The following is a 14,283-nucleotide window of genomic DNA, read 5'->3' as shown; positions in this document are numbered from 1 at the left end:
AATCCAGTCACATCGTTAAACTATATGCCGAAAGGAGGTGAATATTGCCTAGTCCAGCTGTTCCCCTTGAAAAAATTGATCCTGCTCCAGCAAGCTGCGCAATCTAACGAACGACTCATTCGTCCAAAAATCATCTCGTCCTGTTAATTCAGCAGCATCGTCCCGAGCAAGCTCCAGCAGCTCATAGTCAGCGACCATGTCAGCCAAACGAAACTCTGGCAAGCCGCTTTGCTTCGTGCCAAAAAAATCGCCCGGACCACGAATCTCAAGATCCCGCTTAGACACTTCAAATCCGTCATCCGTGTCCGTCATGACCTTCATTCGCTCGCGTCCCGTTTCTGATTTCGGATCGGCTACTAATATACAATGTGATTGATGCTCTCCCCGCCCTACACGTCCTCGCAGCTGATGCAGCTGAGATAATCCGAATCGCTCCGAATCCATAATGATCATAAGTGTCGCATTAGGAACGTCGACACCTACCTCAACGACCGTCGTCGCCACAAGCACATGCGTTTCATTTGCGCCAAAAGCACCCATCACGCTTTCTTTCTCCGCAGCTGAAAGGCGTCCATGCAGCAGGCCTACCCGCAAATCAGGAAACGACTGCTGCGTTTGCACATACAAATCAATCGCATTTTGCACATCGAGCTTCTCCGACTCCTCGATCAGCGGGCAGATGATGTAAGCTTGACGCCCCTTGTTTACTTCTTTCCTTATAAAAGCGAGCACACGCTCCATCATGCTGTGCTTAACCCAATACGTCTTAATCGGTTTGCGCCCATGCGGCCGCTCGCGAATCGTCGATACGTCCATATCGCCGAATGCGGTAATCGCCATCGTTCTCGGAATCGGCGTTGCTGTCATCGTAAGCACATCGGGGTTCATCCCTTTGCGCCGCAGCACGCTCCGCTGATTAACACCGAAACGATGCTGTTCATCCACAACGACGAGCCCAAGGCTCCGAAAAAAAACATCGTCCTGAATTAGAGCATGCGTTCCAACGACGATATCAATCATGCCCATTTGAAGCCCCGCAAGCACATCCCTGCGTTTGCGTTCCGTCACGCTTCCTGTTAGAAGAGCAACCTCAATCCCGAGCTCTGCGAACATTTTTGTAAGCGAGCGCATGTGCTGATCAGCCAGTATTTCTGTTGGCACCATCAAAGCCCCTTGATGACCTGATTTCACAGCAACATACAGTGCAATAGCTGCCACAACCGTTTTGCCGGAGCCAACGTCGCCTTGAAGCAGCCGATTCATACAGGACGGCCTTCTCATATCGACACAAATCTCATTAACGACCTTCTTCTGAGCATCTGTCAGCTCAAACGGAAGGGTTGCAGCAAATTGACGAATCGTCTCACTCTCAATTCGATGTGCTATGCCATCATTCCGCTTGCGATTAAGAGCCCGATACGCTTGGAGCTTCAACTGAAACAGAAACAGCTCCTCGTATACCAATCGTTTGCGCGCCTGCAGTCCTTCCTTCGTATCATCCGGCAAATGAATGCGATGTACCGCATCGCGTCTGGGCATCAAATGATGCTGCTCCACAAGCTCAAACGGCAAAATTTCTTCAATCATCGACCCATATTGCGTCAACGCTTGACGCACGGTCTTCCGCATCCAAGGCTGTGTGATGCTTCCGCCTACCGAATAAACCGGCTGCAGCGTTCCCGATTTAGCCGGTCCGCCGCTGCCAGGAAACTCCGAGTCCGATATCGTCATTTGCAGGCGCTGCTGTTCCCACTTGCCCGTAAGCATAATCTCACGGCCAATGACAAGCTGGTCCTGCAGAAAATGCCGATTAAACCAGACTGCCGTCACGAGCCACTGCCCAACCTCAACCTTGCATGTTAATCTTGATTTGCTTTTTCCATATCGCTGCAGCATAGGAATGCCTCGGACATGTCCTAGAACCGTTACTTTCTCGCCTTCCTTTACATCGGTCAGCTCACGAATGCGATAATCCTCATAGCGAAATGGAAAATAATCAAGTATATCCGCCACTGTTCTCACGCCAAAGGCGTGAAGCTCCAATTCCTTGGGAGCACTCACGCCTTTGATTTGCCGAACAGAAATTTGATCAAGTGTCATTTTACGATCACATCCTGTACATAAACACGGCCGATGTGCCAGGTCCCGTATGCGTGCCGATAACAGCACCTACCGTCGTCCAGTTCATTTCTTGTACATTGAACTGGGCTTTCAATAGCTCACACAAATCCTCAGCTGTGTCTTTACTGAAAGAGTAAGCCATTGTCATACCGACCGGCTCATCGCCATACGTTTGTTTCAATAATTCAATGATACGAGCCATCGCCTTCTTAGAGCCGCGCACTTTATCTACAGCTAGCACAACCCCATCTTTGTCCAAAGATAAGATAGGCTTTATGTTGAGTATTGAACCGATCAGCGCGGATGCTTTGCCAATTCGTCCGCCCTTTTGCAAATATTCCAACGTGTCGACTAGAAAGTATAAATTAGTACTGCGCTCAAGCCGCTCAATCTCTTCGATAATCCGTTCTTTCGATTCGCCTGCTTGTGCCATTTCGGCAGCTCTCACAACACGCAGTCCGAACCCGTATGAAGCAGATTTAGAATCGATTATCGTAATATCCGCTTCTTGCTCGAGCATGGAATGAGCAATGACAGCCGATTGATACGTACCGCTGAGCGCGGCTGACAAATGAATAGAAATAATAGGTGAATCAGCGTCCTCCGCAATCAAGCCCTCATATACTTCTGAGAACTCGTTTGGTGATGGCTGAGATGTTGTAGGAAGAACAGATGACTGCGCAAGCTTCTCATAGAATTGTTCGGACGTAATCGTCACGGCATCTAGAAACGTCTCCTCGCCAAACAGCACCTTAAGGGGAACTACTGATATCCCCAAGCGCTTCTTGACCTCTTCCGGAATATCAGATGTGCTATCCGTTACTATTCGGACCTTTCCCATGGCCATTTCCTCCCATTGTTAGAACGATTACATTTACTCCAAAGCAAAAACATACGGATACAGCGGTTGTCCGCCTTTTTGCAATTCAAGCTCCAGATCAGGATACTGCTCCCCGATCCATTCGCATAACGACGCCGTTTCTGTCGCTTCCGCATCCTCACCTGACAAAATCGTCAGCAAATCTCCGCCTGCATCGAGCATGTTGGCAATGAGCGATTGGCAGGCTTCGAGCAAGCTTGCTTTGGATACAACTATCGTTTTTTCTTTAATGCCGATGTAATCGCCCTCGCGAATATCCACACCTTCAATGGTCGTATCTCGCACAGCCTTTGTTACTTGTCCCGACATAACCTGCTCAGCAGCGTTTTTCATCCATGCGCTATTGCGTTCAGCCGTCTCGTCTTCCTTGAAAGCAAGTACAGCGGCTAAACCTTGAGGTATCGTGCGAGTTGGGATAATCGTCACATTCCGCTCGCTAAGCTCAGCAGCTTGTTCAGCTGCCAAAATAATATTTCCGTTATTCGGTAATATATAGATATGCTCTGCTGACAGAGCCTCGATCGCCTTCACAAAATCTTCTGTGCTCGGATTCATCGTCTGACCGCCAGACAATACCGTATCCACTTCATTTTCGAGGAAAATGTTCGTAATCCCCTCGCCTAGAGCAACAGCAATAATTCCAAACGGCGCCCATTCAAATACTTGACCAGGCGGGACTCCCTGTACGGCCTGCCCTGCAAGCAGTTCTGCTGCAGAATAGTCAACAATGGCTGAATCCTCTTCCTCATGCTCAAGCAAATCACGATGCTGCTCGCGCATATTAAGAATATGAATATCGGTTAATTCTCCGTAAGGAAGCGATAGGTTCAGTACGTCTCCCGGTTTGCGAGAGTGTACATGAACTTTAATAATATCGTCTTCTGTTATGACCAATATAGAGTCTCCATCTTTCCCAAGAGCACGCTTGTAAGCGGATTCATCAAAAAACGCTCCCGCTTGTCCGCTTAGCTTGCGATTGATAAAAAATTCCATATCGTATAAAAATTCAATTGCTTCCGTCGCTAAGCGTGCTTGTGCCGAGATCGGCTCTTGCTTGCGAATTGGTGGCACGATAATAGGAACAGCCACTTCTTCAGGTGGAGCTGCTTCTGACGGCATCGAATAAGTATCAAGCTGGCCATCGATTTCTGCTAGGCTGCGTACGAATCCCTCATAAATAAACACGAGACCTTGTCCGCCAGAATCGACTACGCCAACCTGCTTTAGTACAGGCAATAAATCAGGCGTACGCTGCAAAGCTTCATATGCCTTCTGATGCACCTCGTGCATCAACTCAGCCACGTCACTCGTTCTACGGGCGTACTGAACGGCATGCTTCGCAGCTTCCTTGGCAACGGTAAGAATCGTTCCTTCTACAGGCTTTACGACAGCTTTATAAGCGAGGTCAACACCGTATTGCAAAGCAGCGGCTATTTGCACCGTTCCCGCTTCTTCAAGACCGGCAAGCGACCTGGAGAAACCTCTGAACAGCTGTGACAAGATAACGCCGGAATTGCCCCGAGCCCCCATCAGCAGCCCCTTAGATAAGGCTTCTGTCGTTTTTCCAATGCTGCTTGACGGCTTGCTGCGCAGCTCGCGAACGCCTGAGGACATCGTTAAGTTCATGTTTGTTCCCGTGTCGCCATCCGGCACTGGGAATACATTTAATGCATTAACGTGCTCTGCGTTTCGCTGTAAATAATCCGCGCCGAGCAGTGCCATTGCGGTAAAATCAGATCCGTTTATAAAGCGCTTACTCAACGAAATTTCCCTCCCTGTTACTTAAGTACCCTGACATCCTGCACAATTATATGGACTTCTTCCACTTGTAGACCGATTACGTCGTTCAGCACATATTTTACCTTGGATTGAATGTTATGCGCTACCTCGGAAATTTTTGTTCCATAGCTTACGATGATGTAGAGATCAATATGCAATTCTTCATTTACTCGTCTAACTTCAACGCCGCGAGTCAAATTGTCTCGTCCGAGCAACTCGGCAATTCCGTCCTTTAGCTGTTTGCGTGAAGCCATCCCGACAAGTCCATAACAATCCATGGCCGCAGAGCCCGCAATAATGGCTATGCAATGGTCTGAGACATGTATGGAACCTAATTCTGTGCTTAGCTGCATTGGCATGGAAATACACTCCCTTACTGTATGTATTATGGACTAAGTATTATTGTACTATAAACGGCTCCTTTATAGAAGTCTGTTCAATAAATCCAGTTATTCTGCATGGTTGCTCGCTTTAAAAGCAATAAAGAACATCCTTGTCCTTATATTTAGGTTGAACAGAACCAATGTTTGTGATACGATATTCAAGTGTGTTTAAATGTTATTTCGCTTACGAATGAAATTTTCCTCACGCATAACGAAGCCATATTAATGGAATCCGTTTTGTTCAAGCAAGATTTAAAGGAGGTGTAGTCATGTCCCGCAAATGTTTTCTTACAGGTAAAGCACCTGGTAAAGGTAACAACGTTTCCCACGCAAACAACAAAACTCGTCGTTCTTGGGGCGTAAACGTGCAAAAGGTTCGCATTTTGGTTGATGGTAAACCGAAACGTGTTTATGTTAGCACACGCGCACTTAAAGCTGGTAAAGTTACACGCGTATAATGATGGCAATGGCCATAGACAAAAGCACCTGAGCGCTCAGGTGCTTTTTTTTTTGCTTTTCTACGATCACGGCCGAAGGGTGTCCTGCAGCATCTAGACCTAATTTTTTTGGAAGGTATTCAAAATCGCCTTTACGAACCCGCCCAAAAATTTAGGCAGTTTGATTGTATAAAATTTCATGCCTCATCCCTCCTCAGACACGCTCATCGAATTTATCCGTGACAACATTACTACGCTCATGTAAACATCCTATGCGTCGTCAGTTTGTCCTATTCCATAGTGCATCTGAGGGGAAAGCCTATTATGCGCCCGTTATTGGCATTGGATTATCTCTTATATATATAATAGCCGCTCCAACGACAGCAATTAGTAAATAAAATACGATCGATAGCGCGAAAAAAGCGATTCGCATGCCTAGCTTTTCAAATCTCCGGAAAAACCGAATGCCCACGTACAATGCGAGCAGCGAGAAGAGATACCGATAAAAATCCGATATCATCGAGAATAGCGCTAGCAGCAGTCCGGCAAGAAATGTATACATCAACAGCCAGAGAGTTGTTTTCAACCGTTCATTCATCGCAGTACCTCCTAGCGCAATACCGCGATTGCCGCGGCTCGGTCTACCTCTGAGAAGACGGCGCTTCCTGCCACAAGCACATTAGCGCCAGCTTCACGAATGACTGCTGCCGTTGTTTGATTAACACCACCGTCAACCTGTACATGAACATCATCTAGTCCCTGCTCCTCCAGCATCGCACGAAGCTGGCGCAGCTTCACTAGCGAATAAGGAATGAACTTCTGACCCCCGAATCCAGGGTTAACCGTCATAATAAGCACGAGATCAAGATCATGCAAAATAGGCTCCAGCACAGAAACAGGTGTTGCCGGATTAATCGCTACGCCCACAGGAAGCCCTTTTTCTCTTATGTAATGAACGGTTCTATGCAAATGCATACAAGCTTCAGCATGAATAGTAATGCGGTCCGCGCCTGCTGCAATATAGTCCTCAATTGAAAGTTCCGGACGTTCAATCATCAAATGCACATCAAAAGGAAGCTTCGTCACAGGCCTAATAGCTGAAATAACCGGCGGTCCAAAAGTTAGATTGGGGACAAAATGTCCGTCCATCACGTCGATGTGAATCCAATCTGCTCCAGCCGCTTCGACAGCTTGAACTTCCTCTCCTAGCCTTGCAAAGTTGGCCGATAATATGGAAGGGGCAATAATCGTCATAGTTGTTAGTACCTCCGTTTTTTCTCTCTCATCTCCGTCAAAAACAGCAAGTAGTGGTCATGCCTGCTTTTTTCTATTTTCCCGCTCTCAACCGCAGCAAGCACGGCGCAGCCTGGTTCACTTACATGCGTGCACCCACGGAATTTACAATCGGGAGACAGCTCGCGCATTTCTACAAAACAATAACCTAAATCTTCGATACCCAGCTCCTGAAAGTCCAGCTGGCTGAATCCTGGTGTATCAGCGACTAAGCCGCCTCCAATTTCAATAAGCTCCACATGCCTCGTTGTATGCTTGCCTCGTCCAAGACGGTTGCTGATTTCATTGGTCTCCAGCTTAAGACCAGGAACGATCGCATTAAGCAGTGATGACTTGCCTACGCCTGATTGTCCGGCAAATACAGCCATATGGCCTTTCAGCTTTTCTTGAAATGGAGCAATGCCTTCTCCCAAACGAGAGCTTGTCCCGAACACTTCATATCCAAGTGCTCTGTATATACGATTAACGGAGGCAGCCGCAGCTTGCGCCTCCTCCGTTTCCAAACCGTCTTTCTCTAAGTCCTGCTTGCTTAAGCATAATACGGCTGGTATGCCTGCATGCTCGATATGCACAAGGAACTTATCCAGCAATTGCAAATTGAGAGCAGGCTCTGTAACCGAAAACACAAGAATCGCAAGATCGATATTCGCAACTGGCGGTCTAATAAGCTCTGATGTACGAGGCAGCAGCTCCTCGACGGTTCCTTCACCGTTCTCCGTCAAGCTATACATCACTGCATCGCCTACAAGCGGCGTTAAGCCCTTATTCTTAAAGACGCCTCTAGCGCGGCATTGGACTGTTGCCGAGTCCGACGCCGCATTCTCCGCTCTTACGTAGTAATAACCACTAAGCGCTTTTACTATCGTGCCTTTGAGATGACCCTCTTTGCTATTATGGCTGTTGCTGCTCTTGCTGCTGCTCTTCTTCAATTGGCTCATCATTGTTTTGGGTAACCTCCGTTTGTGTCGGCGCTTCTGTTTCCTTCACTTCATTACCCGGAATAGTCAAATTGGATGAATTCGTGCCATTGACTATTTCTTTGTACGTAATTGTTTTGATATCAATAAACTGATTGTCTCGGAATACCGTTACTCTGGCTTCCGTATCCGGTGAGACAAGAACGGTAACTACGAAGGTTTCCATACCTGTAATTTTACGTTTCTCTGCTACAATATTTTCACCGCGTGCATCGGAGTATTCAATTCGAACTTCACTTGCTTTGCCTGCTTCCGCCGGTGAAATCATAATATTAAACTTATGCTCTTTCGCATCGGCTGGCGGCCCTGAGCTGACAGTGATTGTAATTTTTTCCCCTTTGGTTACTTTCTCATTAGGTTGAAATGGATCTTGGCTAATGACATGATCCTTCTCATGCAAATAACTCGGAGCATACAAAATATCAGCTTTATTTAGTGTAAGCTCGTATGCTTTGATCAAATCTTTGGCTACATCAAGCGGCTTGTTAATTAAGTTAGGCATCTCAACGGTCTCGCGGCCTTTGCTGACTACGAATTTAAATTCAACCGATTCAGGATTGTAGGATTCACCCGGTTTTGGCGACTGTTGAATGATCGTATCTGGAGCTTCCTCACTGAAAACAGGATCTTCAATTACGATTTGATCCTCTGTTATCCCAAGTGCAATAAGCTCATCAATAGCGGTCTGCAGCGCTTTCCCAACATAATTGTCAATTTCTTCTAGCTCAGGTCCGTCACTAACCGTTAATTGAATAAGAGAGCCTTCCTTCACTCGCATATTCATCTTTGACTGACTTATCACCTGATCCTTCGGAATTTCCTTGTTATGCTCGCGAATGGTTGGATCTTCTATCTTAAGCCCCGCGGCCTCAATCAATTGACGCGCTTCAATTTCGGTTTTGCCTACGACAGTAGGCACGTCTACTTCTGCAACATCAAGCACCCCAAGAAGTTTGATGAAGCCAAATATAATAATCGCCAGTATGAGCAGTGTAACACCTACGACAGTAAGCGGTTTTTTCCAGCTCTTGGGCTTTGGCTGCAATTCAACTTCTTTTTGCTGCTCATCATTGACCGAACTGACAGGCCGCGCAATCTCTTGTGTTGTTTCAGTTGGCCGAATATCGCCGCGAATAGCAGGCATCACTCGCGTCTCTTCCAAATCATTAACATGTGCGAATGTGATTTTGGGTTCCTTCAACCGGTCGGGACGAAGGCAGGTATCCAAATCTAGCAGCATTTCATGTGCTGAATTATAACGTTCACTTGGATTTTTACGCATCGCTTTGAGAATAACATTCTCAACGCTTTGCGGAATATGCGGATTAACGATTCGCGGCTCCTCGAAATTTTCTTGCAAATGCTTCAAAGCTACGCTGATTGGGCTCTCGCCAAGAAACGGCAGCTTAGCTGTCAGCATTTGATAGAGCACGATGCCAAGCGAATATAAGTCAGACTTTTCTCCGGTATTGATTCCTTTGGCATGCTCAGGGGAAAAATAGTGAACCGATCCGATAACTGAGCCTGTCTGTGTAATCGTGGATGAAGTAACCGCCCTTGCGATACCAAAATCCGTAACCTTTACACGTCCATTTTTGCCAATTAATATATTATGCGGCTTAATATCACGATGAATAATGTGATTTTGATGCGCGTGATCAAGCGCATCTGCAATTTGCATAGCAATGCGCACCGCTTCATCTGGCTGCAACGGCGCTCGCTCTTGTATAATTTCATTCAAATTATGGCCTTCAATATATTCCATAACGATATAATGCGTATCTTCTTCTTGTCCTACATCATAAATGCTGACGACATTCGGATGAGATAGCGCAGCTGCTGACTGTGCTTCACGACGGAATCGGCGAATAAATTCTTCATCATGCACAAATTGCTGCCGCAGCACCTTCACTGCGACTTTTCTATTTAGCAGCACATCATGCGCTTTATACACAAGCGCCATCCCGCCGCCGCCTATGCGAGTCAATATTTCATAACGTCCGCCTAAATCCTGTCCAATCATCCTTGTCACCCCTCTCGATTCGTGCCAGCTGCTTCTTGGAGAAGTACGACAGTTATATTGTCGTCCCCGCCTGCTTGCAGCGCAAGCGAAATGAGATGATCAGCTTTTGCATCCAGCTCAAGTTGATCCGTCGTGACCGTTTGCAGCATTTCCTGATCGCTCACCATATTTGATAATCCATCGCTGCACAGCAGCAGCACGTCCTGTGCGGACCACTCTACCGCTTGAACATCGATTTCAACTTGAGAATCCGTACCAACTGCACGAGTCAGTACGTTGCGCCTTGGGTGGTGAGCAGCCTCCTCTGCGCTAAGCTGGCCAGACTTGACCAATTCATTCACAAGTGTATGATCATTCGTTAATTGTGTAATGACGCCCTCGGTAATCTTGTAAGCGCGACTGTCTCCCACATGGCCAATAATAGCGTTGTCCTGTTTCACTAAAGCGGCCACAATCGTAGTACCCATATTCCGATACTGCTCGTTCTGGGAAGCAAGCTCAAAGACAGCGTCATTCGCCTGCGAAATCGCTTGCCTTATGAGCATTTTTCCTTCTTGCAGAGACAAGTCCTCTTTAGCGGCGCTTTTCTCCAGCATGCTTCGGAAAGCGTCAACTGCCCTCTGGCTTGCAACGTCTCCAGCCTGATGGCCGCCCATGCCATCAGCTACGATGGCAAGCGTTACTCCATTATTCAGTTGACTTACCCATGATTGGTCTTCATTGACATGACGAACCCGTCCAATATCACTGCGGTTTGCCGTTAACAATCAATCATCACCTCGCCTGAGACTCCATATGTTTTGCTCTTAATTGGCCGCATGCAGCTGCAATGTCATGCCCTTGTTCCCTGCGGATCGTTACACTCACTTTATTTTTCTCAAGTACACGCTGGAATTCAAAGATGTCCTCGCGCGGAGTCCGAACATAATTGCGTTCAGGGACATGGTTTACAGGAATCAAGTTAACATGGCACAACATTCCTTGCAGCACGTCTGCCAGTTCCTGCGCATGCTCAGCTTGATCATTAACACCGCCGATCAAGGCGTATTCAAATGTTATTCTCCGGCCAGTCTTCGCAATATAGTTATGGCAAGCTGCCATTACATCAGCAAAAGGAAAACGACGGTTAACCGGCATTAGCTTTGAGCGAAGCGCATCATTTGGCGCATGGATCGATAGTGCCAAGTTGATTTGTGTATTTTCCTCGGCAAACTTGTACATGCTCGGCACGATGCCGCTAGTCGAAACCGTAATGTGACGCTGACCGATGTTAAGGCCTTTCTCGTGGATCATAATACGCAAGAAAGCCATCGTTGCATCATAGTTCTCGAACGGCTCCCCAGAACCCATAATAACGATGCTGGATACACGTTCTCCGGTAGCATCAAGCATCATCTGCGCTGTAACAACCTGCGCTACGATCTCGCCCGCAGTCAAGTTGCGTTTCAAGCCGCCAAGCGTCGAAGCACAAAACGTACAGCCGATTCGGCAGCCGACCTGCGTCGTTACACAAATACTGTTGCCGTAGTTATGGCGCATAATAACAGTCTCAATCGCGTGGGCATCATGAAGTCCGAATAGAAACTTCACGGTTCCGTCCTTCGATTCAAACTTTGTAATCTCATTAAGCGTAATAATTTGGAAGTTCTCCTCCAGCTTATCGCGAAGGGCTTTCGATAGGTTGGACATATCTTCAAAGCTCTTTACCCGCTTCACATATAACCAATCAAACAGCTGTCCGCCGCGAAATGCCGGCTCACCATTATCTGTCATCCATTGTTGAAGCTGTTCGAGCGTGTAGTCATATATGCATGGTTTCATTTCATCACACCTGTACCTTTATAGTAGGACGGCTCATAGAAGCTGAACACCGCCATCGATTTATTTTACCACAAACGCCCATGTTCAGCCATAAGCAGCGATTATGGACGCTTTACCATCCTTGCTATGAAAAATCCGTCACTGTCAAAATGCTGTGGAAGCAGCTGAGCTTGACCGTTAAAATGCTCATCGATGGCTCCAGCTTTCATCAACTGATCAACGATAGCCTCTGGCCAATTGCGATCCAATTCAAATTCAGGATGCTCCTGCAGAAACCGAGCTACTTGCTGCTCATTTTCTTCCTTCTCTATCGTACATGTGCTATAAACAAGCACACCGCCAGGGCGCACTAAATCACATAATGAATGCAATAAACGCTGTTGAATGGCAGCGATATCCGATACATCACCTGCGGTTTTGGTCCATTTGATTTCCGGCTTGCGTCTAATAACGCCGAATCCAGAGCATGGTGCGTCAAGCAGCACGGCATCCATCGATTGCGGCTTGAAGCGCTCGCCTAATCTGAGAGCATCTTCGGTAATCGCTTCAACATTGCGCAGCTTCAAGCGCTCGGTTTGCGTCACAATTAAATCACGTTTATGCGCATGCAAATCATTCGCCCACACCTTGCCTTTGCCGCCCATCAGTTCTGCCAAATGCGCGCTCTTTCCACCTGGTGCCGCGCAGCAATCCAGCACTTGCATGCCGGCTTTTGGCGCTACAACTTCAGCTACCAGCATGGAGCTTTCATCCTGTACCGACCAAACACCCTCCCGGAATCCGTCCGTATCTGCCAGATTGCCTCCGCGATTAATCGTAATTCCTGCAGGAGCAATGACAGAAGGCTCAGCGTCATATCCAGCTGCTTTTAGAAGCTCGATCGCCTCTTCACGATTGCCCCTTAGTGTATTAGCGCGAACGCTTGTATGCGGATGCTCATTGCCCGCAGCGCAGATAGCTTCTGCCTGCTCATAACCGTATGCCGCAGCCCAGCGGCTTACGAGCCATTCTGGATAGGAATGCCGCAGCGCAATTTGCATAATTGGATCTTTATGTTTAATTTCAGCTGGCTGCAGCTCAGCTCGTCCGCGATCGATACTGCGGAGCACGCCGTTAACCATACCTGAAATACCGGAATGTCCGCGTTTCTTTGCAATCGTAACCGCTTCATTCACAGCAGCATGTGCCGGAATGCGGTCTAAGTACAAAAGCTGATAAGCACTCATTCGAAGCAGCTGATGTACCCAAGGCTCAAGCTTATTCAGCCCTTTGGATACAAAGCGGCTAAGCCAGTAATCAAGCGTCACTTGTCGCTGAATCGTGCCGTAAACAAGCTCGGTAACAAGCCCAGCGTCCGCTCTCTGCAAACCAGCATCCTGCAATGTGCGATTAAGCTGCAAATTGCTGTATGCACCGGTTTGTGCGACCTTTACTAATGTGTCCATTGCCAGCTCACGCGGAGATTTCACCTTGCGCGGTCCCGGCTGCTGGTTATTTTGAGCAGTCTGTCCGCCGGCAGCAGGTCGTTTATGACCTGCTTTCGCTCCGGATTTTCCTTTTGCCCGGTTGCTGCTATTGCGATTTGGACTTGGTTTTTGTGTACTTTCCGTCATGCTGCTCCACCATCTCCTAATCGTGTGCCCGCTTCTAATCGTGCACCCTTAAGCCAATCTGCTGCGGTCATCGTTCTTTTTCCAGCGGGCTGAATTTCTTTCAGCACTAGTACGCCTTCACCCGTTTGAACGTGAATGCCGCTGCTGTCTGCTGCAACTACGGTCCCTGGCTCAGCAGCAGCATTAGCCGCTGTAGCTGCCGAAGGAACTCCGCAATTCCACACTTTGAATACTTCTCCGTTTAAGTACGTAAAGGCGCCAGCCATTGGCGACAAACCTCGCACCTGATTAAAGATGGCACGCGCAGGTCTTGTCCAATCAATTCGTTCATCATCGCGGGTCAAATTCGGTGCATAGGTTGCTTGCTCATGCTGCTGCGGCTCGGCTTTCACTTCTCCCGCAACGATAGCAGGAAGCGTCTTGCCGAGCAGCTCAGCACCTGCGATGCTCAGCTTCTCAAACATCGTGCCCGATGTATCCTCATCGGTAATTGGAAGCTCCACGACGCTAATCATATCGCCCGTGTCCAGTCCTTCTGCCATATACATAATCGTTACGCCGGTTGAACTCTCGCCATTAATGATCGAACGCTGTATAGGCGCGCCGCCGCGATATTTCGGCAACAGCGAGCCATGCACATTGATGCATCCAAGTCGAGGAATTTCCAGCAGCGCCTTCGGCAATATTTGGCCGTAGGCTGCTGTTACAATCAGATCCGGCTGCATCTCAGCAACCAATGCAACCGCCTCTGCACTGCGCATGCGCTCAGGCTGGAGCACTGGCAGCCCAAGCGACAACGCCGCTTCCTTTACAGGCGGCGGCGTCAGCGTTTTTTTGCGGCCCTTCGGCCGATCAGGCTGTGTTACAACAGCGACAACATTATATTGCTGCTCAAGGAGCAGCTTCAAAGAGGGAACGGCAAATTCTGGCGTTCCCATAAATACGATACGCATGAA

Annotated in this window: 14 protein-coding genes; 1 reads left to right on the top strand and 13 read right to left on the bottom strand. The window is 47.9% G+C overall.

The features are described 5' to 3' along the window. Positions 1-48: 48 nt before the first annotated feature. The 4 genes from recG to BK120_RS14840 are packed head-to-tail and all read right to left on the bottom strand — an operon-like array spanning position 49 to position 5,139. Positions 49-2,100 (bottom strand): ATP-dependent DNA helicase RecG, encoded by a 2,052-nt coding sequence (gene recG, locus BK120_RS14855; RefSeq protein WP_076268278.1) that lies wholly within the window; start codon positions 2,098-2,100, stop codon positions 49-51. A gap of 7 nt (positions 2,101-2,107) precedes the next feature. After that, the gene (locus BK120_RS14850) at positions 2,108-2,962 is read right to left on the bottom strand and encodes a DegV family protein (protein WP_076268277.1); all 855 of its coding nucleotides are present in this window, start codon (positions 2,960-2,962) and stop codon (positions 2,108-2,110) included. Positions 2,963-2,995: 33 nt separating this feature from the next. After that, on the bottom strand, positions 2,996-4,723 hold the full coding sequence (locus tag BK120_RS14845; RefSeq protein ID WP_083682002.1) for a DAK2 domain-containing protein: 1,728 nt from the start codon (positions 4,721-4,723) through the stop codon (positions 2,996-2,998). Positions 4,724-4,779: 56 nt separating this feature from the next. Further along, the gene (locus tag BK120_RS14840) at positions 4,780-5,139 is read right to left on the bottom strand and encodes an Asp23/Gls24 family envelope stress response protein (protein WP_076268275.1); all 360 of its coding nucleotides are present in this window, start codon (positions 5,137-5,139) and stop codon (positions 4,780-4,782) included. Between the two features lie 293 nt (positions 5,140-5,432). Between BK120_RS14840 and rpmB the strand changes: the two genes are divergently transcribed. Further along, the gene (gene rpmB / locus BK120_RS14835; RefSeq protein ID WP_053375639.1) at positions 5,433-5,621 is read left to right on the top strand and encodes a 50S ribosomal protein L28; all 189 of its coding nucleotides are present in this window, start codon (positions 5,433-5,435) and stop codon (positions 5,619-5,621) included. Positions 5,622-5,720: 99 nt separating this feature from the next. Here the strand turns inward: rpmB and spoVM are convergent, their stop codons facing one another. The 9 genes from spoVM to fmt form a co-directional block, all read right to left on the bottom strand. Next, positions 5,721-5,801, bottom strand: coding sequence for a stage V sporulation protein SpoVM (spoVM, locus tag BK120_RS14830; protein ID WP_010345573.1), 81 nt, complete (start codon positions 5,799-5,801; stop codon positions 5,721-5,723). A gap of 121 nt (positions 5,802-5,922) precedes the next feature. Then, positions 5,923-6,198 (bottom strand): hypothetical protein, encoded by a 276-nt coding sequence (locus BK120_RS14825; protein ID WP_076268274.1) that lies wholly within the window; start codon positions 6,196-6,198, stop codon positions 5,923-5,925. Positions 6,199-6,209: 11 nt separating this feature from the next. Next, positions 6,210-6,854: a ribulose-phosphate 3-epimerase gene (gene rpe, locus BK120_RS14820; RefSeq protein ID WP_076268273.1), complete on the bottom strand. Its 645-nt coding sequence runs from the start codon at positions 6,852-6,854 to the stop codon at positions 6,210-6,212. A gap of 5 nt (positions 6,855-6,859) precedes the next feature. After that, a complete protein-coding gene (gene rsgA, locus BK120_RS14815; protein WP_256710896.1) occupies positions 6,860-7,834 on the bottom strand; it encodes a ribosome small subunit-dependent GTPase A in 975 nt (324 codons plus the stop codon). Next, positions 7,785-9,893 (bottom strand): Stk1 family PASTA domain-containing Ser/Thr kinase, encoded by a 2,109-nt coding sequence (pknB, locus tag BK120_RS14810; protein ID WP_076268272.1) that lies wholly within the window; start codon positions 9,891-9,893, stop codon positions 7,785-7,787. The genes rsgA and pknB overlap by 50 nt, the downstream gene beginning before the upstream one ends. Before the next feature lie 5 nt (positions 9,894-9,898). Continuing rightward, positions 9,899-10,660: a Stp1/IreP family PP2C-type Ser/Thr phosphatase gene (locus BK120_RS14805; RefSeq protein WP_076268271.1), complete on the bottom strand. Its 762-nt coding sequence runs from the start codon at positions 10,658-10,660 to the stop codon at positions 9,899-9,901. 7 nt (positions 10,661-10,667) lie between these two features. Continuing rightward, positions 10,668-11,714: a dual-specificity RNA methyltransferase RlmN gene (gene rlmN, locus BK120_RS14800; protein WP_076268270.1), complete on the bottom strand. Its 1,047-nt coding sequence runs from the start codon at positions 11,712-11,714 to the stop codon at positions 10,668-10,670. Between the two features lie 101 nt (positions 11,715-11,815). Beyond that, the gene (rsmB, locus tag BK120_RS14795) at positions 11,816-13,327 is read right to left on the bottom strand and encodes a 16S rRNA (cytosine(967)-C(5))-methyltransferase RsmB (RefSeq protein WP_083681973.1); all 1,512 of its coding nucleotides are present in this window, start codon (positions 13,325-13,327) and stop codon (positions 11,816-11,818) included. Beyond that, entirely contained in the window at positions 13,324-14,280 is a 957-nt protein-coding gene (gene fmt, locus BK120_RS14790; protein ID WP_076268269.1) for a methionyl-tRNA formyltransferase, read from the bottom strand. Before fmt ends, rsmB begins: the two co-directional genes overlap by 4 nt. Positions 14,281-14,283 lie beyond the last annotated feature (3 nt).

It is taken from the genome of Paenibacillus sp. FSL A5-0031, assembly GCF_001956295.1.
Classification (GTDB): domain Bacteria; phylum Bacillota; class Bacilli; order Paenibacillales; family Paenibacillaceae; genus Pristimantibacillus.
Note: the sequence above shows the minus strand (reverse complement) of the source record. Positions and strands in the feature narration are given on the sequence as shown.

Bases quoted from the DNA above. Each gene is read 5' to 3' on its own strand.
- recG (WP_076268278.1), bottom strand. From the start codon at position 2,100: ATGACACTTGATCAAATTTCTGTTCGGCAAATCAAAGGCGTGAGTGCT.
- BK120_RS14850 (WP_076268277.1), bottom strand. From the start codon at position 2,962: ATGGGAAAGGTCCGAATAGTAACGGATAGCACATCTGATATTCCGGAA.
- BK120_RS14845 (WP_083682002.1), bottom strand. From the start codon at position 4,723: ATGGCACTGCTCGGCGCGGATTATTTACAGCGAAACGCAGAGCACGTT.
- BK120_RS14840 (WP_076268275.1), bottom strand. From the start codon at position 5,139: ATGCCAATGCAGCTAAGCACAGAATTAGGTTCCATACATGTCTCAGAC.
- rpmB (WP_053375639.1), top strand. From the start codon at position 5,433: ATGTCCCGCAAATGTTTTCTTACAGGTAAAGCACCTGGTAAAGGTAAC.
- spoVM (WP_010345573.1), bottom strand. From the start codon at position 5,801: ATGAAATTTTATACAATCAAACTGCCTAAATTTTTGGGCGGGTTCGTA.
- BK120_RS14825 (WP_076268274.1), bottom strand. From the start codon at position 6,198: ATGAATGAACGGTTGAAAACAACTCTCTGGCTGTTGATGTATACATTT.
- rpe (WP_076268273.1), bottom strand. From the start codon at position 6,854: ATGACGATTATTGCCCCTTCCATATTATCGGCCAACTTTGCAAGGCTA.
- rsgA (WP_256710896.1), bottom strand. From the start codon at position 7,834: ATGATGAGCCAATTGAAGAAGAGCAGCAGCAAGAGCAGCAACAGCCAT.
- pknB (WP_076268272.1), bottom strand. From the start codon at position 9,893: ATGATTGGACAGGATTTAGGCGGACGTTATGAAATATTGACTCGCATA.
- rlmN (WP_076268270.1), bottom strand. From the start codon at position 11,714: ATGAAACCATGCATATATGACTACACGCTCGAACAGCTTCAACAATGG.
- rsmB (WP_083681973.1), bottom strand. From the start codon at position 13,327: ATGACGGAAAGTACACAAAAACCAAGTCCAAATCGCAATAGCAGCAAC.
- fmt (WP_076268269.1), bottom strand. From the start codon at position 14,280: ATGCGTATCGTATTTATGGGAACGCCAGAATTTGCCGTTCCCTCTTTG.